Origin of the sequence: Paenarthrobacter sp. NPDC090522 (assembly GCF_044769225.1) — a bacterium.
Taxonomy (GTDB): domain Bacteria; phylum Actinomycetota; class Actinomycetes; order Actinomycetales; family Micrococcaceae; genus Arthrobacter.
In genome coordinates, this window is record NZ_JBIVXL010000012.1 from 110938 (window position 1) to 132140 (window position 21203).

Consider the following 21203-nt stretch of genomic DNA (forward strand, 5'->3'; position numbering starts at 1 on the left):
TGCCGACGCAGATGGGGTGGAATGGCCACCCAGTGGATGTCCGAGGGCCAGATACAGGTTCATTGACTGGCGTCGCTTCGCAACATGCGGCCCTCCTTGCCCGGACTATGTTGGCCAGCAATATTTCGTAGTCACGTGTGTCAACTATAAGGTTTCAAGCATGACTACGATCGGAAGAACTGTTCGGAAAGCCGTAATCCCGGCGGCTGGGTTGGGCACGCGCTTCTTGCCTGCTACTAAGGCCATGCCAAAAGAAATGCTGCCAGTCGTAGATGCGCCCGCTATTCAATACGTTGTAGAGGAAGCGGTCGATTCTGGTTTGTCGGACATCCTAATGATTACTGGGCGAAGCAAGAGGGCTCTGGAGGACCACTTCGACAGAGCACCTGCTTTGGAACGTACCCTTGAACTAAAGGGCGACGACGCTAGGTTGGGGGCGGTGCAGCATGCCTCAGGTCTTGGACCCATTCACTACGTCCGCCAGGGGGAACCGAAAGGATTAGGCCATGCAGTCCTTTGTGCCCGCCAGCACGTTGGGGACGAGCCATTCGCAGTGTTGTTGGGCGATGATCTAATCGATGCGCGTGACGAGCTACTTTCCGTCATGATGGAGGTCCATGAGAAGACAGGAGGCTCTGTTGTTGCGCTCATTGAAGTCGAACCCTCGCAGATCAGCGCGTATGGCTGCGCGGAAGTTGAGCATGTGTGTGACGAGGGCTACGTCAGGGTAAAGAGCTTGGTAGAAAAACCGCCGGCTGGTTTAGCACCCTCGAATCTGGCAGTAATCGGTCGGTATGTCCTACATCCCTCAGTGTTCGATGTACTGGAAGAAACGGAACCTGGTCGTGGTGGCGAGATTCAGTTAACCGATGCCCTTCAAACGCTTGCCGTGCGAGACGGTGAGGGCTCTGGCGTCTATGGGGTTGTGTTTCGTGGTCGCCGGTACGATACGGGTGACAAACTGAGCTACCTAAAGGCCGTAGTGACGCTTGCGTCTGAACGGGCGGACTTCGGTGAAGACTTCAAAGTCTGGCTGAAAGAGTTCCTCGGGTAGCTGTCGTCTCAGCTACCCAGGAACGTGTAAACTAATGGTTCTTGGCCGTAACGGCGAAGACCACACAAAAAGAGCCGTCCTCACGCAGTGCGGGCGGCTCTTTTGTGCGCGGGCTACGGGTGCGCCACTTCCCGGATCGATTTCACGTGACTCGTGAGCCGGATCTCTTTCGTCCGATTCCTTGCGTCGTAAAACCACCACTGTATGTTGCCTTCAATGGCACTGGCCGCCGAGATGACCTCTTCGGTTTCAAGACCTTCGTTAATTATGTAATTCGGCATATTTCTCCCCAAGGTATTTCTAAGAATATTATCGCAACCAGGCACGCCAGACTCTTTGAGTAGATCTCGTGGAAGATCGCTCCTGGGTGTCTCTGTGTGACGCGACATTTTAGGTCAGGTGCTTACTGTTGTATCGTTAGTGCGAAGGCTTCCCGTATGTGCAGTGGTTTCTAGACATCTCCACTGCACGTCGGGGAGCTTTTTCTTTGTCCCTGGCACTAGAGGTAGGCGGCGGATATCGTGGTGAGGGGCGTTGCCCGTCAGGAGGGCCGCGCCTCCTTGGGATTAGGAGCGCGGAGCAAATGGGGGACTTCCTCGGACTGACATCCCCAGCACCCCGAAGGGCTGCGTTCCAGCCACCTCAGCTTCAGCTTGCAACGCTGTCGCCGGCCCGTTGCTGCCACGGCACTTTTTGAGGACACAGGGCGCGACATATCTCCCAAGCGCAAACTCCGTGCCACTAGCCATTCGGTGAAGAGACATAGGACACGCCAGCACCCCAGCGATTTGTAACATTGATCAAAGGATTTTGTGAGGGCTTGAGCGTGGTTGGGCCTACTTCGACTGTGATCATTTCCAGTTGGGGGTGTAGGCCCAGCTGCTTGCCTAGGCTTGGATTGGTGAGACTGGGCTCTGCGGAAACCTGTTTACGTTGTCCACTGGCTGTGGTCCATGCGATTGTCGCCTTGCCCCCAGAGATATTGAAGCCGGCGATCTCGACCTTCCCTGCACCCGCTTGGAATGTTGCGGAGGTAACTACAGGTGCGTCGATGCCTGATTCCACCTGTGATTTTAGCGGTGTTCCAGCACCGACACATGTGTAATAAGAGTCCCACATAAATGAAATGACTCTTGTGGCGCGATAGAGCTGTTGAAGTTGCCGATCTATCCGCGTCTTGGTCGTCTGCCCGCGCAAACTATTGCCACACGCATTGGAACCAGTGGCAGGCGCCATCCCTTCCAAATTTGCCCAGAGCACCGCTTGGCTCTGTGACAACCCCTCTGCGGCAGCATCCATATAAGCGCTGATCGGCGCCGTGTACTTGCTCTCCCAGGTGCCCTTACCCACTACACTCTCTGCATACTTGTCCACTGAAGCTTGTGCTTCTGCTGGCGTGAACGCAGCCGCTTTCCCGGTTCCCATACCGTCCTGAATCGCCACGTTCAGCGGAACGCCTGCGGAAGTCTCTGCGATGCGAAGAGCACCTTTCCGTGCGGCATCGAGGGTGATGCTTGGCGAGTTACGCCTAGTATCTAGGTAGGGGCTAATAACTGCTGAGCGAGTGGGGAACACTCGGTGGATCGCTTGGTTTTGGAGTGTGTAGAGATTGAGAATGGGCTGGAAGACATCGCTGTTTGTTAGCGGCATTTCTGTGTGATGGTAGAAGCCTGCCAGGCCGGCGACATTGTTTACGTTTGCTTGATATTCCAAGAATCGTTCGGTGAAGGCCACAAGCGTTCTCTGGTAGGTGAGGTCAGGAAGGTAATCCACGTCAGTCCTCTTAACCGGGGATGGAAGGCCCGCAAAATACTGCATGCCCAGTTCGGTGGCGGCGCTAGCCAACGACGTAGCTGGATCGTCGGAATTTCGGCTGCTTCCTCCAACCACAATTACGTCGTAAGTACCACTGCTAGACGAGCAACCTTTGCCCTCGACCGGAACTACGAGAATTGTGAAGAGCTTCTCGCCCGTCGCAACTTCTTTATCTTGAGGGCACTTCAGTGCCGGAGAACCCCACCGGCTACCGTCCGAATATGTAAAGTAGCGATTGACTCGTAACTTGTCATTGAGCAACTGACCGCAACTCTTGCGTTCTACTATGCAGTCGAGAGGAAGATCTGCAGGTGATACGGGCTTCAATAGCGTCCCAAAAGTGATGACCGTGTCTCCGCCGAGCTTTTTAATCTCGGCCAGCTTGTTTCGGTTGAACACGTCGTCGTTGCTGGCAGATATGAAGTATCCGCTTACGGGGTACTGTGGGGCTGCATCCACATCTCCTGCGACTTGCCTTTCCTGATGATCCGCTGGCGTCTGAGAAAGGCCAGTAACCCATGCGATTGCCGCTATTATGAGGCACACCACGCAGAGTAGTGCGGTGCCGCGGCGGCCCTTGGAGGCAACGGGGCCGTTGGACGGAAGGCGGGGATCTATGTCGCGGTCGAGCAGCTTGGGGTGCGTCACTTGTTCCTCGGGTCGGCGTCTGGAAGTAGTTCGTAATCCGGTTGGGGACGCTCAGAGGAGCCCCAGTCAGGCGGAATGATGACTCTAGTCCATACGATAAACTAAACCGGGCTGTCATCGCACAGGTGGTGGGCCAGTCGTCGGCACCTCCATGCTGACGGAGCTTGTGGACGTTTCCAACGTTCAAATACACGTACAACGGGGGGAAAGTTGGGCACAGGAATCAAACGTGTTCAAGCCGCCATCGTGATTGTGATGTTGGCCATTCTTGGGTTTCTCGGAACGCAACCCGCGATGGCGACGGAAACGTCACCTCCAGGCGGGTCTGAGCAGCCGACGGACCCGGGGGGTGCACCAACGGACCCGCCCACACCAGTTGTCCCGGTGCCGCCAGTTGTTCTACCGCCGGCACTGCCAGAACCGATCCCCGAACCGCTGGAACCGGAACCGATGCCCACCTCCGCTCAGCCCCCGCAGATAGCCGATCCGACACCGTCAGCGCCTGCTCCGGCGGCCCCAATCGTGGTACCACCGGTCGCGGATGTTCCCGCTGCACCTGGAGCGCCGGCTGAGGTTTCGACGCCTCTATCCGGTGTTCAAGACTTTGTCGTCGAACAGCCTGTCCCTGAGGAAGTTGCGACCGTAGCGCCCGTTGAGACGACTCCGTCGCCCACAGCCCCCGCGAGTACCCTGGAATCACCTGTCGTCAGTGCCGCAATTGCTGGTCCCCTGAAAGTGGCGATCGCTCCTGTCGCCGAGAGCAATCCCGTTGTTCAGGGTTTGACTGTGTTGGTGTTGCTCCTTCTGGGTGCAGCGTACTTCCGAGCTCTGCGTTCCAAAGGGATTCGCGGCGCCAAGCTTCACGGCAAGTAGGGCTATGTTTACCACCCTTGCACGGGACAAAGACTCAGCATCTGACACTCCGGTTCTGCGACTCATGCTCCTCACTCATTCTTACTGGCCTGAGCACAGCCCACCCCAACGGCGATGGATAGCACTTACCCGTGAATTTGTAAGAGCAGGGTGGGAAGTCGACGTTGTCGCGCCAGTGGCACATTATCCGAGGGGACGTCGCGAGCTTCCACGCCGGCTCGCCGGGTTCGCGTTCACAAAGCAAACAGGCCCTAACGGCGAAACTATTAGACGAGTCCCCTATTTGCGTCATCTTGGCACGTCATCCTTGGCGCGATTCGTGGACCAACTCTTTTCAGCTATGGCGTCTGTCCCTGCCGGCATGGTGGGAAAAAGGCCGGACGCGATCGTCGCAACTGCTCCGAGCCTCCCAACGCTGGCTACGGGCTTTGTCATTTCAAGACTCCGTAGGGTACCCCTGATTGTCGAGATGCGAGATGCCTGGCCTGACCTGGCTCGAGACGCACGAATTGTCCAGGGGAGTGTCAAGAGTCTGGTCGAGCGCGTCGTTGAATTCATACAACAACGTGCTGAACTTGTAGTCACGGTAACAGAAGGTTTTGCCGAGACATTGCGGGCCCGGGGAATCACAAACGTCGTGACGGTCAGCAACGGCCTCGATCTTAGCTCCATGCCCTTTTTAGACCCGCCGGCTCTGGAGAGCGATGTCTTCAGGGCTCTCTATTTGGGAAACCATGGCAAAAGTCAGCGCCTGGATATCTTGATTCGAGCCAGCGCTCTGCTCGGTGAAGCGATGCACTTAACTTTCGTCGGGCATGGCACAAGTCGCCCTCAGCTGGTGAGGCTGGCCCGAGAATTAGGAGCTCCGGTCACTTTCTATCCCTCTCTTCAAGGTGCTGAAGTAATTGAGAAGTACCGTGAAGCCGATACGTGCATTGTGTCATTGAGGGACGATTGGAAGTCATTTGAGACTACAGTTCCTTCGAAGACGTATGAGGTCCTTGCCATCGGACGTCATGTCACCGCGGTTGTCAGAGGGGAAGCAGAACGAATTATCAGGGAATCTCGTGGCGGTGATATTGTGTCCGCGAATCCCGAGGCCGTTGCAAAATTGTGGAGGGAACTCGCCAGTGACCGCAGTCGACTGTCCTCAGGCGACGGCGGACGTGCATGGGTCCGCGACAATGCCGACTACGCCAAGTTGGCGAGTCTTTATATGAATGCAGTCTCAAGCGTATTGCCCACCAAGCCTTCCCGTTCGAAAGGGAAGGATGCATGACCTTCTTCAAGAATGTGATGTTGGCATGTGGCGTTGTGGCTGACCATTTGAATGAGTCTCCGATCTTCCTCGCCATCCAAATCGTTCGTAAGTTTCCGTCGCGGTTGGTTCGTCCTCTGGCTCGACTCCTTGGGAGCTGTGCTCCTTCATCCGGTAGAACGGTTTTTCTCTTAGCGAGCTATTTGTCAGGGGACACGAAAGGCCTGCAGCGGCGGTTTGAAAATGCCCAGGCCAGAGGCGTGCGAGGCAATAAAGCCCGCTGGGCTGCGGAAGTTGCGGTGGCCGCAGGTCAGCCGGACTGGGCTGATGTCTTCTTGGCGCAGTCAAAACCAGCTAAGAGGCTGCCCGCGACCTTGGCCAGACGTCAGTGGTATGCCGGCGACATGTCTGGCGCTGTCGAGACACTGAAGGATCAACCTAGAAGTTTGGCCAAGCAGCGCCGGCGGTTTGAATCCGAGCTGGAGGTCTTCCGGGGCTGGCGGCCTGTGTTGCCGCCTTCGACTCCTATAGTTTCAAGACCACTCCGAGTGCTCCATCTCCTAACTAACTCTGTTCCTCATACGAATAGCGGTTACGCTCGTAGATCACACTCTGTTTTGAAGGCCCAACAGAAAGCTGGCTGGGAAACCCTCGCAGTGACGCGGCTGGGGTACCCCGTGCAAGTTGGCGAACTTACGGCCCGCAGGAGGGATCTTGTAGACGGAGTTCAGTACGAACGCCTGCTGCCTGCGAAAATGGCTCCGTACATGGACGGACGTCTGCAACAGCAAAGTTCAGCGCTCATCACAATTGCCAGACATTTCAGACCGTCCGTGCTTCACACGACGACCCACTTCGTCAATGGCATAGTGGCTCGAGAGGTGGCGGAGGCTTTGGACATACCTTGGGTTTACGAGGTCCGCGGCCATCTCGCTGACACATGGGCGTCGAGTCGCGACGATCTAGCCCGATTCAGCGAACGTTATGAGTTGTTCCAACAGCGCGAAGCGGAAATAATGCGTAGCGCGGACCTCGTTGTTACGCTTGGGGATGCCATGAAACGCAATATTGTTGCGTCAGGTGTGCCTGAAAGCAGGGTACTTTTGACCCCTAATGCGGTTGGCGGCTCCTACTTGGATGAACCTTTATCCCATTCGGACGCAAGGAGGGCCTTGGGGCTAGAGCCCAACGGTCTGTACTTTGGAACGGTCAGCAGCCTCGTGGACTACGAAGGTCTCGATGACCTCATCAGTGCATTTGCACTGCTTGCACCCAAACTGCCAAAGTTGGTGCTGGTCCTTGTGGGGGATGGTGTCGCTGCTCCAAGCCTTCGCAGCCAAGTGCAAGACCTGGGGCTTTCGGCACGAACCATAATCCCGGGTCGTGTCAGCCCTGAATCAGCCCGCCTGTATCATGCTGCGCTGGACGTATTCGTGGTCCCCCGAAAGGATCTGCCGGTGACACAGGCCGTGACCCCTTTGAAGCCTATTGAGGCTTTGGCATCAGCCAGACCTGTTGTTGCCAGCAATCTAGCCGCACTGCGTGAGATCGTCCTCGACGGTGTGAACGGGCGCCTCGCCAGACCAGAGGACCCGAAGGCGCTGGCGGAGGTTGTGGCGGAGCTGCTTTGTGACGCAAACCTACGGAAGCAGATGGGCAATGCGGGCAGGGAGCGAGTTTTGACTACGAGGACTTGGCGGGCCAATGCGAAGGCGTACGACACAGCGTACAAGTCTTTGGGCGCGTAGGCATTGGGAGACTAGAACCGATGACGTTGACACGGACCTCGTCGCAAAAGTAACGATGCACGCCGGCGGTTGGATGGATGCGCCGGCACCCACGACAAAATCGCTTTGTCCTTCTTTAGCAGAGATATCAGGTTGGAATGTTCAAAAATTGGCTTAGGAGAATGGGCTAGTGTCCGCTAAAAAGGCAAAGTTACCGCCCCCTGCTGCCATCCAACCGATGTCTGTAGACATACGAAAATTGTCCAGGGTAGGCTCGCGCCCAAGCTTTCTTGACTACTTGGTTCATCTATGGGATTATCGTCAGTTTATTTTTTATGATGCCAGGGCCAGGGTGCAGAGCGGCACAAGAAAAGACCGACTGGGAAGTGCTTGGTTGCTTCTTAATCCGGTCTTTAATGGCTTGACGTACTACCTAATCTTCGGACTGTTGCTGCAGACAAGCCATGGGATTGAAAACTTTGTCGGATATCTTGTTGTAGGCGTTTTCCTGTTTCAACTGAGCGCCGGCGCTATAACCGCGGGTGCTCGATCTATTCGAAATGGCAAATCCGTTGTACAGGCATTTAATTTTCCCCGTGCTGCCCTTCCCTTGGGAGCAAATGTACGAGAAATGCTTTCCTCCGTCCCATTGATACTTGGGATGCTGCTGCTGGTTGTGATACTCCCTCCGGCGGAAATTATCAGTTGGAAGTGGACTCTGATCATACCGGCAGTCATGTTGCAGGGAATTTTCAACCTCGGCATCGGAATGATCCTTGCAAGAATTATCTCCGCTGTTCACGATGTCACTCATTTGCTCCCATTTGTAATACGCGCTTGGATGTATGGTTCCGCCGTGTTCTATTCTTATGAGAGATTCGTCAATGAACCATCTTTACTGGCTGTAATGAAGTTTAATCCACTCTTTAATGTCATCGATATCGTGAGAAGCTGTGTTCTCTATGATCGGGTACCGGCGTGGGAATCTTGGGCAAGCTTGGCAGTGGTCGCTCTGGCTGCTCTGCTGGTTGGATTCTTCTTCTTTTGGAAAGGTGAGGAAACCTATGGTCTTGATTGATGAGGCCGTCTTTCTGGATGGTCCGCCATGCGTAGTCATCGACAGAGTCAAAATGACATACCGCGTACCGTCGTCAGATGAGCGCAAAACTCAGGAACGTAGTTGGAGGGGTAGGCTGCGACGGCTGTTTCGTCGCGCAAATGTGGTTACCGTCAGTGCCTTAAAGGAAATATCCTTGGTCGTCGAGAGAGGCGAGTCGGTCGGCATAATCGGTCGTAATGGCTCTGGTAAGAGCACGATGATGAAGCTGATCAGTGGCCAAGCTGCGCCCACAGACGGAGCTGTCTATGCCTCCAGCACACCCGTGTTGTTGGGTGTCAACGCTGTTCTGGTCCCCGAACTTTCTGGTGACCAGAACGTTGTCCTCGGATGTCTTGCAATGGGGATGAAAATGGAGCACATAGATGAGAAGTTTGACAGCATTGTTGAGGTTTCCGGCTTGGATTCGGCTATCTATTTGCCCATGAAATCGTATTCCGCTGGAATGGCCTCGCGCCTTAGATTTGCGATTGCAGCAGCTGTCAATCCAGAAATTTTGTTGGTGGACGAGGCCCTCAATACCGGGGATGCCCAGTTCGCAAACCGAAGCAAAGCTCGTATGGACGAGCTGCGAGCCCAAGCTGGCTGTGTTTTCATTGTCAGCCACAGCCTTGATACCATCCGCGACATGTGCTCGCGAGTGATTTGGTTGGATAAGGGTGAGCTCATTATGGACGGCGGCCCTGAAGAGACGACACGTTTGTATCAGGAGTTTTCGGCGCATCTTTCTAAGGGAAATAATATCAGCGCTGCGAAGATCAAGGACGAGGCTCGTGCCAATCTAGTCGCTACGCAAGTTATGGAACGAGCCAGTGGTCGACGAACAGAAGGGCGTTAGAGTGCGCTTTTGGAACAAGATTCGCAGAGCTGCATGGCACTTTCGTGCAGGCGGTTTTGCTCAACTCGCGGAATGGCGAAGGCGCCAAATGATTGAGATGAGAGTCCACAAACGAAGTAAGGTTGGGGTGTCGGCATCCGGAGCGGCTCAGAAATCAGCATCGGTTAAACAGAAGTCGTTTGGGCCTCACCGCGTGCCTGATCGAGAGGCGCGGAGGACTGACCTCACTGTGGGTGTCATACTTGACGACTTTTCGACGGCTGCTTTCTCTTTCGAGTGGAACCTTTTGCTGCTTGAGAAAGATAAGTGGGAGCACCAGCTCAGCAAGACGAATATTGACTTTCTCTTCGTTGAATCTGCCTGGAACGGCAACCATGGATCATGGAAATTCCAGTTGATGGGCGACTCGGGTCCGAAACCAGAGTTTCTAGCCTTGATGCAATGGTGTCGCGATAAGGCCATCCCTACGGTATTTTGGAATAAGGAGGACCCCCCTCATTACGATGACTTCTTGCCTGCCGCAAGGCAGTTCGACGTCGTTTTCACAAGTGACTCAGATAGGGTTCCTTCATATCGTAAAGACTTGGGGCACGACAGAGTGGCTCCGCTCCCCTTTGCGGCGCAGCCCGCGATTCATAATCCAGTAAGAATAGGTCAAGGTCGGCATTCGCGAGGTGTAGCCTTCGCTGGGATGTACTTTGCGCACAAGTATCCTGGGCGGCGACAGCAGATGGACCTGCTCTTGAACGCTGCCAGGGACGCATCTGCACAGTCTGGTCCGAAACTTGAAATCTTCTCGCGGCAACTTGGCGGGGACTCTAACTACCAATTTCCCGTTCCGTTCAATGAGAACGTGGTGGGTAGCCTGGATTACCCAAGAATGCTGACCGCCTACCGGGCTTACAAGGTATTCTTAAACGTCAATTCAGTGGTCGAGTCGCCCAGCATGTGCGCACGCCGGATCTTCGAGATTACCGCGTCCGGTACGCCGGTGGTTTCAACTCCGAGTGCGGCAATCAGAAACTTCTTTGAGTCGGACGAGGTTCTCGTCGCGGACACACGGCAGCGAGGCGAGCACCAGATCCGCATGTTGGCTCGGAGTTCCGAGCTCAATGATCGGGTGGTGCATAGGGGGCAACGACGCATCTGGAGCGAAAACACATATGCGCACCGGGCAGAGACAATCGTCGGTGCAGTACTTCCGGACAGGTGTCGACCCGTCCAATTGCCGTCTGTAAGTGCGCTAGTACCTACAATCCGTCCGCAGCAATTGGACCACGTATTTTCGACCATCGGCAGCCAGTTGAGCGTCGATATGGAGCTGGTGCTTCTCACTCACGGCTTTGATGTAGCGCCGAACCGCATACGGGCTCTCGCAGAGAAATACGGTGTGCGGAAGTACCGTTTGTTATCAGCCAGTCGTGACAGAACTCTGGGCGAATGCCTCAACATGTGCGTCAGCGCTTCAACTGGCGATGTGCTTACAAAAATGGATGATGACGATTACTATGGCCCGCAATACCTCGCGGATCTCTTGCACGCTCTCGACTTTTCTAAAGCCGATGTGGTCGGCAAGCTCGCTCACCACATGCATTTTTCTACCACGACTGCAACCGTTCTGCGGATGCCACACATGGAGCACAGGCCAAGCCGTTTGGTAATGGGTCCCACAATCACGGCCCGACGAGAGGTGTTCGAGCAGCATCCTTTCGAAGCGCTGAACCGCGGCGAGGACACCGCGTTCCTTAAAGCGGTCACAGATTCAGGAGGGGCGATCTATTCGGCCGATAGATTTAACTTCTGTCAGATGCGCCAAGGAGATGGCCACACCTGGGACGTTAGCGACGAAGAGTTGGCGGCGTCTGGTGAAATAAAGTTTTTTGGTGATCCTAAGGAACACCTAACTGTCTGAAAGGGCTAATGAAATGACCTCAATTGAGTCTGCTGCGGTCATCGGTCTCGGCTACATTGGGCTGCCCACTGCGGCTATCCTCGCTACCAATGGGGTGAACGTTGTCGGCGTTGATGTGAATGCCGCTACAGTAGATGCGGTAAACAGAGGAGAAGTTCCTTTTGTGGAACCGGATCTCGGTGTCCACGTTGCCGGCGCCGTAAGTCAGGGTCTTCTAAAGGCGACCACTGATACACCTGCTGCGCAGGCCTACATCGTTGCCGTACCTACTCCATTCCGCGATGACAAGTCGGCTGATCTTAGCTTCATCGAAGCCGCTGCAAGAGGCATTGCTCCCCAGCTCCGAGGAGGCGAACTCGTTATCTTGGAATCCACATCGCCGCCCCGCGCGACCCGTCACCTCGCAAATTATATCTTGACGCTGCGACCTGACCTTTCAATTGACGGTTCAGGCGGTGCTCCGGTTATACACGTAGCCCATTGCCCAGAACGAGTGTTGCCTGGTCGAGTCATGATTGAACTTGTGACCAATGACCGAATTGTAGGTGGGCTTACGCCAACTGCGGCGGCTCTCGCAAAGGATCTCTATGCCGTCTTTTGTAAAGGTGAGATCCTGGTTACCGACGATGTCACGGCTGAGATGGCCAAGCTCGTCGAAAACTCTTATCGGGATGTCAACATCGCCTTTGCCAACGAGCTCTCTGTCATCAGCGACAAATTGAGTATCGATGTCTGGGAGTTGATTCGCCTGGCGAACCATCATCCACGCGTCAACATTCTCAATCCGGGGCCAGGAGTTGGTGGGCATTGCATCGCAGTCGATCCCTGGTTTATCGTCGCAGCCGCGCCTGAAGAGTCGACGCTCATCAGAACGGCAAGGGAAGTAAACGACTCAAAGCCCGGATGGGTTGTAACCAAAGTTTTGGCGGCCGTAGAGTCCTTGCCTGCTGACGCCGAGATCGCGGTACTTGGTCTTGCATTCAAGGCCAACATCGACGACCTCCGGGAGTCGCCGGCAATCGACATTGCCCGCGAAGTGTCGTTGGCGCTAAAGGACCATAGGATTAATATAGCCGAACCGCATGTTCCGAAGTTGCCGGACAGCCTGGTTGGGTTAGATAACGTGGCTTTGTTAGAGCCCACTACGGCTGTGAAACGTTCGTCCGTAGTCGTGCTCCTCGTTGACCATGAAGCGTTTAGGCCGTTGGCATCGATGGTTGCCGGAAAGTCGCTAGTTGATTCGCGTGGGTTCTTCGCTTCGTGATCCCGGGACGAGAAGGCGCTGCCGTTGGCCGAAGCCCGTACGTGAGAAGTAGTAGCGCCGCTGCACAGAAAACACTCGCTGGTCGAGACGGTCAGATGGCAATATGATGAGTACTCCAGACTAGGTCTTCGGGGGAGACGCTTCCGTCATGATTAATCGCAAGAAACTAGTTGCAATTATGGCTGCCTTGGTATCGGCAACTACGTTGGGTCACCCTTCGGCGACTGCTGCCACCGTACCTGATTACACAGGCATTGGTTCGAGCAACATCGCTTCCGCTGCGCCGGGAGGACGAACCATCTTTGTGGACGATCAAGGAGCGGACTATATTGGCGTGGACCAGCCTTGGGGCCACGTGGAGTACAACCGTGTAACGTGCCTGGACACCGGTGTGATACCTGCAAACATGCCGGGCTGCCCAGAAGCTACAATTGATCGACCCCTCAGGACAGTTCAGGCTGGCGTGAAAATAGCAAAGCCTGGTGACGTGATTGTCGTTCGAGCTGGCATCTACGACGAGCGAGTTGGGTGGGCGGCTCGTCCCGGTCGAGCTGATGCACCAATCAACCTTCAGTCTTATCCCGGCGAAGCCGTACAGGTGAACGGTTATTTGTCGTTAACCGGGGCCGATTACTGGACTGTCCAGGGCATACGCTGGGGCTATAGCGGGACAAACACGACCGGACAGGCAATTGTCAACTTCTTTGGGGGGACAGGATGGGCCTTCATTAGAAACGAAGTCGCCGGAACGCGTGGAGTTGCAAATGTTCTGATACGAGAACGAACTCCTATAACTTGGACTGCTGAAGGCCGAACAGCTGCCGCGCCCCATAACTATATGATCGGTGCTAATTGTATTCGCAATGCGGCCAAGCTCGGCACAGCTGGCGAAATGCACAATATCTACCTTATGCCCACGGTTTACTCCAGTGGGGGTGTCATCGAGAACAATCTCGTAGCAGGGGCGCCTCTCGGCGCCAATATCAAGGCCTCCGGGAGCGGGGATCCTAGTAGCGCTCCAAAAGATGTGCTGATTAGAAACAACACGCTGCTATATGGAGCCTCCGGATTAGTGATTGGACAACAGGCGGAACGAGTAGAAACGATTGGCAACCTTATCGCGATGGGTACCCAATCCGGTCCCTATGACGGAGGTGTTAAGACCTACGATCTTGTAAGAGCGGACACAGATTCGGTCAAAGATAGCTTGATCCAAGGCTATGCCAGCCCGATACGCCAACCCTGGCAAGCCAGTCCACTACTTTTTGTTCGTCGAAATGTAACGCCTTCGACCGTCACGTTAACAGGTTCTCTCGCCAACTGCACCGTCAGGGCAGCCGATATGAACATCCGTCAAACGTACGGTCATCTTTCCACCCGCTAGGGTCTCAATGAGGCTATTGTCATATTGTCCAGGTGATAGTTCTTCTTTTTTCCCTTGACGTTGGGCCGGAGATGACAAAGCCATGCGTATCAGGTAGGGGAGCGTACCTAAGCGCTTATTACGCTCGAGGCAACCCAGCTGCGCGGGCTAACGAGCCAACCTAGGTACCGCAACTAGAGATTGCTTCTCTCGCACACCGTGTCTGCGTTCTTTTGCCGACGACGACCTGACCCAGCCGTGCGGCGCAGTCCTGGAATTCGGCTCTATCGACTTGCTTGGGCCATCGAACGAACCCATCGACTGAGCACCGCCTCACCGCTACTTGGCCGCTCTAATAGCCAGTAAAGGCGGAGCGCGTCAGTCTCCGGAAATCCCTGGGCCAGGAAACCGGACAGCCTTGGGCCAGGAAAGGTGAGGAGCACTGCTGTCCTCAGGTAGATTGTTAGGGGTTCTTGTCAGGCCCAGATGGGGGCATTCGGCGTCTGCCCAACGCCTTACTTTTTGTTTGAGGGAAAGCTTTGTCTAACTACGTGTTCATCTTTGCCACTCAGCACGCGGAGCGTGGGGTGACAGACTGGCTTGCCGAACATGACGGTAATCCAAATGAAGTTCTCCAAACTCGAGTATCCAGTACGGTTCAGCTCACCGTTGTAAGTTACGACATCGCAGCCAGTGTGGACAGCAAGCTCTCGACTTTCTACAAAGGTTCCGCAGTTGACCATGAAAGCGGAGCTGTCATCTTTGGGCTGAGAGGCTGGCTGGAGTACCGTGAAGCGGTTGACTTGCAGCCGAAGTTCAATGTCGAGGGGCAGTACCTCGAAGTCAACTGGAGCGGCCGATTGGTCCGGTTCAAACGTGATGTGTTCGGTATGATGCCCCTCCTTCACACGACAGGCGACGGCTATGTCGCCGTCTCCGACTCAATGCTTGCCCTCGCGGACTTGCGACGCCACATGGGTGACGTCAGCACACCGAATGAGGAAGTACTCCTTTCCCGTGCCGTCTTCAGCGGGTTGGGGGGCCAACAAGTGAGCCCAGACACCATCGTTGAACAGATAAAATTTGTCCCGGCCCGTCAGTCCTTGGCCGTATCCATCGTTGGAACGCCTCGCCCAATCACTGCAGGCTCGTCGCTCCAAGGCCTCGGCCTCAAGGAGGGCGAAACTTATGGGGAGGTAATACGGACAGCGGCGTCCAATATTGCACGCCTGATGGCTACCCTTGCCCGCCTGAACAATTGGGTGTCTGTCATGAGCCTATCGGGCGGGTACGACTCCCGGGTGTGCTTGGCTGGTGCTGTAGCAGCTGGAGTCGTCGGCGATTTGCATTACAACACCAAGAACTCACTACCCGTGCACGCCGCCGACTATGCGGTTGCGACTCAGCTGGCGGATCGTTTTGGCTTCTCCCTCGAACGCCCGCATTTGGGGGACAAATTGGGCGCCCCACGTGAAGTTGACTGTACTCCTTTCTTACTGTGGGCTCTCTCCGACCTGGGGATTTACGACTACGTCACTCGCGTTCGATCCTCGCGGGAATCCTTCCGGCAGATGGGAATCACCGGCATCGGAGGCGAAGTCCAACGTGGCAACTACGGATGGAAGACTTGGGCGCAGGCCGTTGGAGAGCTCAACCTTGAACCACTTGTCCACGATGCTCTTATCAATCAGGGACGGAAAGGTCTGCTGGTGGTTGGTGCTGACCCCGACGACAAGACGGCATCTGAGTTGCATTACATGAACTACCGCCACGCGTTGCATGGTGGTACGCATCTGCCTCTGCACATGCTGGGGTTTGCTCCGCTGCTCCAAAGCAAGCTGACCGCCCTAGCGTATTCGGAAGCTAATGAATTCCCTATGCCCGCCTACGAACAACCCGGTATGGTCAACGATCTTACGATCGTTCTTAGCCCAGAGATGGCATCAATGCCCTACGATAAACCTTCGAAGGACCTGTCCGCAGGTTTCGTTGAAGGGCGCCTAAGACACCTTGGGGGACAAATTAATGGAGACGAGCTGACCCCGTATACGATCTATGGATCGCCCGATGACATGCCGTCTGGACCGCCGGAATTCCTTTTGAAGCTCGGCAAAAGTCGCGGCCTGAACCTGCCGCAGACTCGCGAGACAATGATGGAACTTGGAGCGCAAGGCCTGGATTTGCTGACGTCGGAACCCTTACGAACCGTTTATCATGCAGTGAATGAAAATGCCAGGTGGCGCTTCAAAAAGAAAGGACTCTCTCCCGTGGCGGCCGGAGAAACTCCGGGCAAGCTCGTCGCAGTGAGGGTTCTATTCGGAGAATGCTGAGCGCTCGCGTAAAGCACAAAAGCCCGGTCAGTCAAAGAAATATATGGAATGATTGAAGAATGAGTGACATCCAAAATCTGCTTGAAGAATTTATAAAAGCCTCGGACTACTATGCGGAAACTATGCGTACTTGGGCGAGGGTCCATTTGGATCACCAACAGGGCAACGCTTCCCGTGAAGATGACGCTGTTGCAGACAATGCTCGTCGGCATGCCTTCGAGGAGATGCAGCGACTGGAGCAGTTGGTTGCAATGAGTTCGCTTGAGATCCTATCCGAGGAATCGCGAGAAGTTTCCCCAGATATAAAGCCCTATGACTCAGACGAAATCGCGCACGAGCTCGGCCACGATTAGTCCACTCTCGAGGATTGAACCGCATTATCAGGAGTTGGGCACCGGCATCGGCGATCCGTGTATGTAAATTGCTGACAAGTGGACGGTTAGTTGTACTAACTCGCCGAAGTCGGTCAGATGGCCGATAAGAGTACCGGTGAGAGCACTCAAGCAGAGCCGACCGAAGTCATGCACGAGAGGAGAGCATGTGGTTGCGGCGGTGTCTGCGGTTCCCGGACGCCGTTAACTTGAAACAGCCCCTCACCTACCAAACCTACCGAATTTCTCGCCCAGTGGACCATCGTCTGTCGGTGCCAGACTTCGGAGCCGGCGGGCAGTGGTGCGTTGAACGTGGGCTTGGGACTCATCGGCTCTGCTTCTTTACGGCTGCGGGGACACTGCCGAGGCTGGCCCGTGCATTGTGCCCTGGGTCACGGACTTGGTTGCGTCAGGGGACCAGATGCTCGTGCGAAGGAACGTCGCGTGCAGGTCGCCGTGGGTGTGGCGGCAGTGCAGGTCGGCGTCGCCCTGTGCCCTGTCCACCATCTCAGTGGGGCCATTCTTGCTATGGTCACGGCCTTTGTTATGGTCATCGTGCGCGTTCCTTAGGCGGCCTCAATAGGCCAGGTCTTAGCGCCCTCACCGATTGCCAGAGACTTGACCGTGCCGGCAGTGCGTGCCTCACGCCCTAGACGCCGTGGATCCTGCTACGGGTCCCCGGGGAAGTGCTCATCAATTTGGCGGTCTGCCGAGCTTTACCCGCCATGGCGGGCGATCTCACGCGCCGTAGCGGACAAAGATAACCCGGTCGTTGGGCCCGGTGCCGCGAGAGTGGACGAACACCCGTGCTTCAGGAGATGGGCCGGAGCGGAATTCTGGGCGATTTCGAGAATGATCGTCGGGTGGTCTGAGACCGGGTGCAGCTCCGGCGCTCCTTGGGACTCCATTCCTCGATCTTGGGCAGGATTGCTTCTGTCGGTGACGGCTCACGAAATGGCTCACTTTTCGACCAGCGCTGACAGCTTCAGTGACACGACCACGGGGGCAGGCTCATCGATTGGCCCGTCGGTGCCACGTGTGGCGTCGTTCCCGGCAACAGCGTTTAAGCCGCCCGTGAGGTCCGCCGTAACGCGCTACAACCCGGTCAGATCGTAGGCAGCAAGGGTATTCATGCTTTCTCCGTCATGTTTCAAGCAGGGCCCCTTCGTGGGACGACATTTGCTGTGACTCAACACCGTCGTCAAATCCCGCGGGTCGCCCTCCGCTTAAGAAACGGCCGGATCAGTAAAGCCGTGGACTAGTTCGGTAAGGAACGGGGTAGATTCTATGAGCACCAATCGGCCGGTTCTACTGGCTATCCGTCGGTGGCCGCTCGGGCAGCCGTTCACCGGCGCCTATACCTGTATGAGCTGTGCGTGCATGGGTTCTGAGCGGGAGACAGTTGCCTGTGCGGAGGCTCGCACGAGGTGTACTCCGTCAGCGTTACACGACTTCGACTGGCGACGAAGACGCTCCTCCGCATATTAAGCCCCTGTTGTGGCATAGTCAGCTATGCACACAGATATAGGCCACGTGAATGGCAGCATCAGAAGCCGCCATGGTGCCTTTTATCTGTATCCTTTCGCCGAGCTGAAGTTGCGCCGTTCCGACGGCACGATGTTCCGAGACGACCTGGATTCGCCAAAATGCCAGGGCCGCTATAAGGCACCTGAGCCACCCTGGATTGCACTTTTCAATGGTGCAGATCCGTCGTTGCGTTGAGGATATGACTTGTCGCCCTAGAAGTGCGCTGTAGTGGCAGACCACGAAATGGCTGACTTTGACCATCGATGACAGGTAATTAGAAATTAGGCAACCTGATCAAGGTTCAACTGTTGTTGACTTACGAAATTGGAAAGACTGACATTTCGGTTAGCTCGATTTCCCCTTTAGCAACTTTCCATCCTTTGAGCGTAAACGTGGAACAATGGACTCCCTCAGGTAGATCAAATCCTGCAAAGTATGTTCGTTCACCCTCAGAGATATCCAAGTAGCGGAAATGGCCGATGCCGGGAATGCTCGATTTAGTTACGCGATGTTTGTGCAGCTGCAGGCCCTCGGCGCCATCTAAATTCATGGCAACTATGAGCCTGGACGATGCAGAGGAGGCCCTAGCTCGAAATTGAAGACCGAAAGTTGAAGTCTGTTGTGGAAATTTCAGTGTGTAGTGGGTATCCAGTGAATCCCGCCATACAAGTTTGTTATCGTTTCTTGAGTCAATCCGCGTATTCTCATGAATTCGAACACTGCTGGCTTCCAGGGCATCGATATTTTCGGCAACGCATTTATACACTGAGTCTATATAATGGTAGGGAGCGAGACCCCATTTATGCGATCTATTTGCAATTGCGTATTGCCATGGAATAGTTATGATACGTATACCCATATGTCTCCGAATCACTTCAATATAGCGTTCAAAGTGGTTGCTGGCCTCATCTGGGTACATCTCCCAGACCCTGTTAAAGGGCAGACCTTCCTCATCTGTAAGTGACCATGGGAGATTGATCAAAACGAGTTTCGACACAAGTCCGTGGGCTCGAGCAAAGGCCGCAAGGCGCGCCACGGATCTCTCCCATAGCGCAAAATGGACGTCGGAGCCAAACTTAATCCAGTGAGAGTCATGAAGATCCTTGAGGAGGCCGCTCTGTAATAATTCCAGAGATCGCGTTACATATGTGTCATCATCAACCTTTAAGACGCCTAGACGTTCGTCGGTCAGATCCCAAAGGATCATGTCGACAGATTCGGCGACGTTAGCCAACGTCTCGAAAATATTGCTATCGAAGTCGCCTTGCAAATTACGAATCTGAAAAGGACTCTCAAGCAGGCCAGACTTCGCAGATCCTAGGTATGGATCACCTGTTGCACTGATTAATGATTGTCGTGCTGTATAACCCAGGAGCTGATTTTCTAAACTTTTAAGAAAATCAAACGAATCACGAGCTACGCAGCTCCCGTAAACGTATACATGTGCCAATTTTGAAATCGCCTAAGGATCGTAGACAGTTGGAACACCGTGACGTCGTCTCGGTGTCAGTTAGAAAACTAACTATTGGCCGGTTCAGAGAAGCCTCGGAACCGGCCAATAAATGGTTTAGCTTATTGAGATGACGAGATTAGGACAGACTCCGATCGCCTGCCGAGCGACTCGAAGCGCCATCCTCGCTCGGTCCAAGTTTGGGGGTCTAGGACGTTGCGACCGTCAATGATTGAGTTGGATTCAACCAAAGCTTCCAATTGCTGGGGCACCAAGGAGGTAAACTCTTCCCACTCTGTCAGGAGGATCGTCAGGTGGCTGCCACGGAGGGCATCATCCATGGAATCTGCGTAGTTCAATCTCGGGAAGCGCGCGCGAGCATTGTTCATTGCTTCGGGGTCGTATATGGAGACATCTGCTCCGGCGTTGTATAGCTGGGCGGCCACGTCAAGCGCCGGAGAGTCGCGGACATCATCGCTGTTTGGTTTGAAGGCAACTCCAAGCACGGCGATCGTGCGTCCGTCGAGCTCACCGAGGATTTCAGTGGCGAGGTGAACAACACGCTCACGCCTGCGGAGGTTAATCTCGTCGACCTCTGAAAGGAAGCGCATGGTCCTGTCCAGACCCAGCTCGCTGACTCGGGCCTGTAGGGCCCGAATGTCCTTAGGCAAACAGCCGCCGCCAAATCCAACGCCAGCGTTTAGGAAGCGCCGGCCGATTCTCTTGTCGAGCCCGATGGCATCAGCGAGAACCCGGATGTCGCCACCGGCATGTTCAGTTACCTCCGCAAAAGCGTTGATGAAGGATATTTTCGTAGCGAGGAAGGCGTTGGCAGCGACCTTGACCAGTTCGGCCGTCTCTAAATCTGTTGTAATAAACGGGGTGTCCAGTGATAACGCGGACGCGTAAACTCGACGAAGAGTTGCCACCGCCTCGACAGTACCTCCCCCGACGACGAGACGATCAGGAGTCAGAGTGTCGTGAACAGCAAAACCCTCACGCAGGAATTCCGGATTCCACAGCAGCTCAACATTCACTGACGTCTTAGCCACGGACTTCACAAGCTCCTGGAGTCGACGCGCAGTTCCAACGGGCACTGTGGACTTTCCAACGATCAGCGCGTTCTTTGTGATATTTGCTGCTAGAGCGGTCGTTGCATTGTCGACGTACGTCATGTCGGCGGCATGATCCCCGGCCTTTTGCGGAGTGCCCACGGCGATGAAATGAACGTCGCCCCACGCACCGGCCTCTTCGTATGATGTGGTGAAGCGCAGCCGTCCAGTAGTCGTGTGCTTCTTGAGCAGCTCGGGCAGGCCTGGTTCGTGGAATGGGAGAATGCCCGCACTCAGTTGCTCGACTTTTTTTGGATCCGTGTCGAGGCCAAGAACCTCAAAGCCGAGTTCTGCCATGCAGGCAGCATGGGTTGCACCGAGATAGCCTGTTCCAATGACGGTGATTCGAAGCGACATACTTCCTTCTCTGCAAAGTCGAAAGCGATAGCCGAGTTGCATCGCCTTGATATGGTGTGGTTGAAACGACGGGAAGCGACGTGTAATCGCCAACGTTTATTCATTGGCTGATTGCAGTTTCGCATGTCGGTCCCTGTTCAGTGTTGTGCTAAAGGTTCCGTGCTGACCGAAACGCTAGGTATTACAT

The 21203-nt window shown here is 54.9% G+C and carries 13 protein-coding genes; 10 read left to right on the plus strand and 3 right to left on the minus strand.

Annotation, left to right across the window (positions count from 1 at the left end; genetic code table 11):
- Nucleotides 1-160: 160 nt before the first annotated feature.
- Nucleotides 161-1054 carry a UTP--glucose-1-phosphate uridylyltransferase GalU gene (gene galU, locus ACIQT2_RS16270; protein WP_402948400.1) on the plus strand — a complete coding sequence of 298 codons (894 nt, stop codon included), beginning with the start codon at nt 161-163 and terminating at the stop codon, nt 1052-1054.
- Nucleotides 1055-1795: 741 nt separating this feature from the next.
- Here the strand turns inward: galU and ACIQT2_RS16275 are convergent.
- A complete protein-coding gene (locus ACIQT2_RS16275; RefSeq protein WP_402948403.1) occupies nt 1796-3517 on the minus strand; it encodes a hypothetical protein in 1722 nt (573 codons plus the stop codon).
- Between the two features lie 937 nt (nt 3518-4454).
- Between ACIQT2_RS16275 and ACIQT2_RS16280 the strand changes: the two genes are divergently transcribed.
- The 9 genes from ACIQT2_RS16280 (at nt 4455) to ACIQT2_RS16320 (ending at nt 16552) form a co-directional block, all read left to right on the plus strand.
- Nucleotides 4455-5669: a glycosyltransferase family 4 protein gene (locus tag ACIQT2_RS16280; RefSeq protein WP_402948472.1), complete on the plus strand. Its 1215-nt coding sequence runs from the start codon at nt 4455-4457 to the stop codon at nt 5667-5669.
- Entirely contained in the window at nt 5666-7396 is a 1731-nt protein-coding gene (locus ACIQT2_RS16285; protein ID WP_402948406.1) for a glycosyltransferase family 4 protein, read from the plus strand. Before ACIQT2_RS16280 ends, ACIQT2_RS16285 begins: the two co-directional genes overlap by 4 nt.
- A gap of 169 nt (nt 7397-7565) precedes the next feature.
- Complete coding sequence (locus ACIQT2_RS16290; protein WP_402948408.1) at nt 7566-8453, plus strand: ABC transporter permease; 888 nt, start codon at nt 7566-7568, stop codon at nt 8451-8453.
- Between the two features lie 52 nt (nt 8454-8505).
- Complete coding sequence (locus ACIQT2_RS16295) at nt 8506-9330, plus strand: ABC transporter ATP-binding protein (protein WP_402948475.1); 825 nt, start codon at nt 8506-8508, stop codon at nt 9328-9330.
- On the plus strand, nt 9305-11242 hold the full coding sequence (locus ACIQT2_RS16300) for a glycosyltransferase (protein ID WP_402948410.1): 1938 nt from the start codon (nt 9305-9307) through the stop codon (nt 11240-11242). The genes ACIQT2_RS16295 and ACIQT2_RS16300 overlap by 26 nt, the downstream gene beginning before the upstream one ends.
- 13 nt (nt 11243-11255) lie before the next feature.
- The gene (gene wecC / locus ACIQT2_RS16305) at nt 11256-12506 is read left to right on the plus strand and encodes a UDP-N-acetyl-D-mannosamine dehydrogenase (protein ID WP_402948413.1); all 1251 of its coding nucleotides are present in this window, start codon (nt 11256-11258) and stop codon (nt 12504-12506) included.
- A gap of 148 nt (nt 12507-12654) precedes the next feature.
- Nucleotides 12655-13890 carry a hypothetical protein gene (locus ACIQT2_RS16310; protein WP_402948416.1) on the plus strand — a complete coding sequence of 412 codons (1236 nt, stop codon included), beginning with the start codon at nt 12655-12657 and terminating at the stop codon, nt 13888-13890.
- Nucleotides 13891-14408: 518 nt separating this feature from the next.
- Nucleotides 14409-16199, plus strand: coding sequence for a hypothetical protein (locus tag ACIQT2_RS16315; protein ID WP_402948419.1), 1791 nt, complete (start codon nt 14409-14411; stop codon nt 16197-16199).
- A gap of 59 nt (nt 16200-16258) precedes the next feature.
- Nucleotides 16259-16552 carry a hypothetical protein gene (locus ACIQT2_RS16320; protein ID WP_402948421.1) on the plus strand — a complete coding sequence of 98 codons (294 nt, stop codon included), beginning with the start codon at nt 16259-16261 and terminating at the stop codon, nt 16550-16552.
- Nucleotides 16553-18413: 1861 nt separating this feature from the next.
- Here ACIQT2_RS16320 and ACIQT2_RS16325 read toward each other — a convergent pair.
- On the minus strand, nt 18414-19547 hold the full coding sequence (locus ACIQT2_RS16325; RefSeq protein ID WP_402948424.1) for a DUF6270 domain-containing protein: 1134 nt from the start codon (nt 19545-19547) through the stop codon (nt 18414-18416).
- A gap of 122 nt (nt 19548-19669) precedes the next feature.
- Entirely contained in the window at nt 19670-21016 is a 1347-nt protein-coding gene (locus ACIQT2_RS16330; RefSeq protein ID WP_402948478.1) for a UDP-glucose dehydrogenase family protein, read from the minus strand.
- Between the last annotated feature and the right edge of the window lie 187 nt (nt 21017-21203).

Bases quoted from the DNA above. Each gene is read 5' to 3' on its own strand.
- galU (WP_402948400.1), top strand. From the start codon at position 161: ATGACTACGATCGGAAGAACTGTTCGGAAAGCCGTAATCCCGGCGGCT.
- ACIQT2_RS16280 (WP_402948472.1), top strand. From the start codon at position 4,455: ATGCTCCTCACTCATTCTTACTGGCCTGAGCACAGCCCACCCCAACGG.
- ACIQT2_RS16285 (WP_402948406.1), top strand. From the start codon at position 5,666: ATGACCTTCTTCAAGAATGTGATGTTGGCATGTGGCGTTGTGGCTGAC.
- ACIQT2_RS16295 (WP_402948475.1), top strand. From the start codon at position 8,506: ATGACATACCGCGTACCGTCGTCAGATGAGCGCAAAACTCAGGAACGT.
- wecC (WP_402948413.1), top strand. From the start codon at position 11,256: ATGACCTCAATTGAGTCTGCTGCGGTCATCGGTCTCGGCTACATTGGG.
- ACIQT2_RS16310 (WP_402948416.1), top strand. From the start codon at position 12,655: ATGATTAATCGCAAGAAACTAGTTGCAATTATGGCTGCCTTGGTATCG.
- ACIQT2_RS16320 (WP_402948421.1), top strand. From the start codon at position 16,259: ATGAGTGACATCCAAAATCTGCTTGAAGAATTTATAAAAGCCTCGGAC.
- ACIQT2_RS16330 (WP_402948478.1), bottom strand. From the start codon at position 21,016: ATGTCGCTTCGAATCACCGTCATTGGAACAGGCTATCTCGGTGCAACC.